This window comes from Clostridium pacaense (genome assembly GCF_020709765.2).
Lineage (GTDB): Bacteria > Bacillota > Clostridia > Lachnospirales > Lachnospiraceae > Enterocloster > Enterocloster hominis.
In genome coordinates this window covers 1-238 of record NZ_JAJFEB020000210.1, presented here as the reverse complement: position 1 = coordinate 238, position 238 = coordinate 1, and the positions used below count along the sequence as shown (strand labels likewise).

The following is a 238-nucleotide window of genomic DNA, read 5'->3' as shown; positions in this document are numbered from 1 at the left end:
GGCCGGGGATATCGCGACAGCCCTTGACCCGTACCTGTACCAGATTGCTGACTAGATGGGAAAGTACTGTAAGGACCGGAAGACCGTGGTATTCCTCCCGCTGGTGAGGACCAGCCAGAAATTTAGGGACATCCTGATTGAAAAGGGATTCAGGGCCGCCGAGGTCAACGGGGAAAGTAAGGACCGGGTGGAGGTACTGGAAGCATTTGACCGCGGGGACCATAACGTCCTGTGCAAC

The 238-nt window shown here is 56.3% G+C and carries 1 pseudogene; it reads left to right on the top strand.

Going from position 1 to position 238, the window contains the following annotated elements:
• Nucleotides 1-238, top strand: a pseudogene (locus LK536_RS59055) (DEAD/DEAH box helicase); the annotation flags it as partial.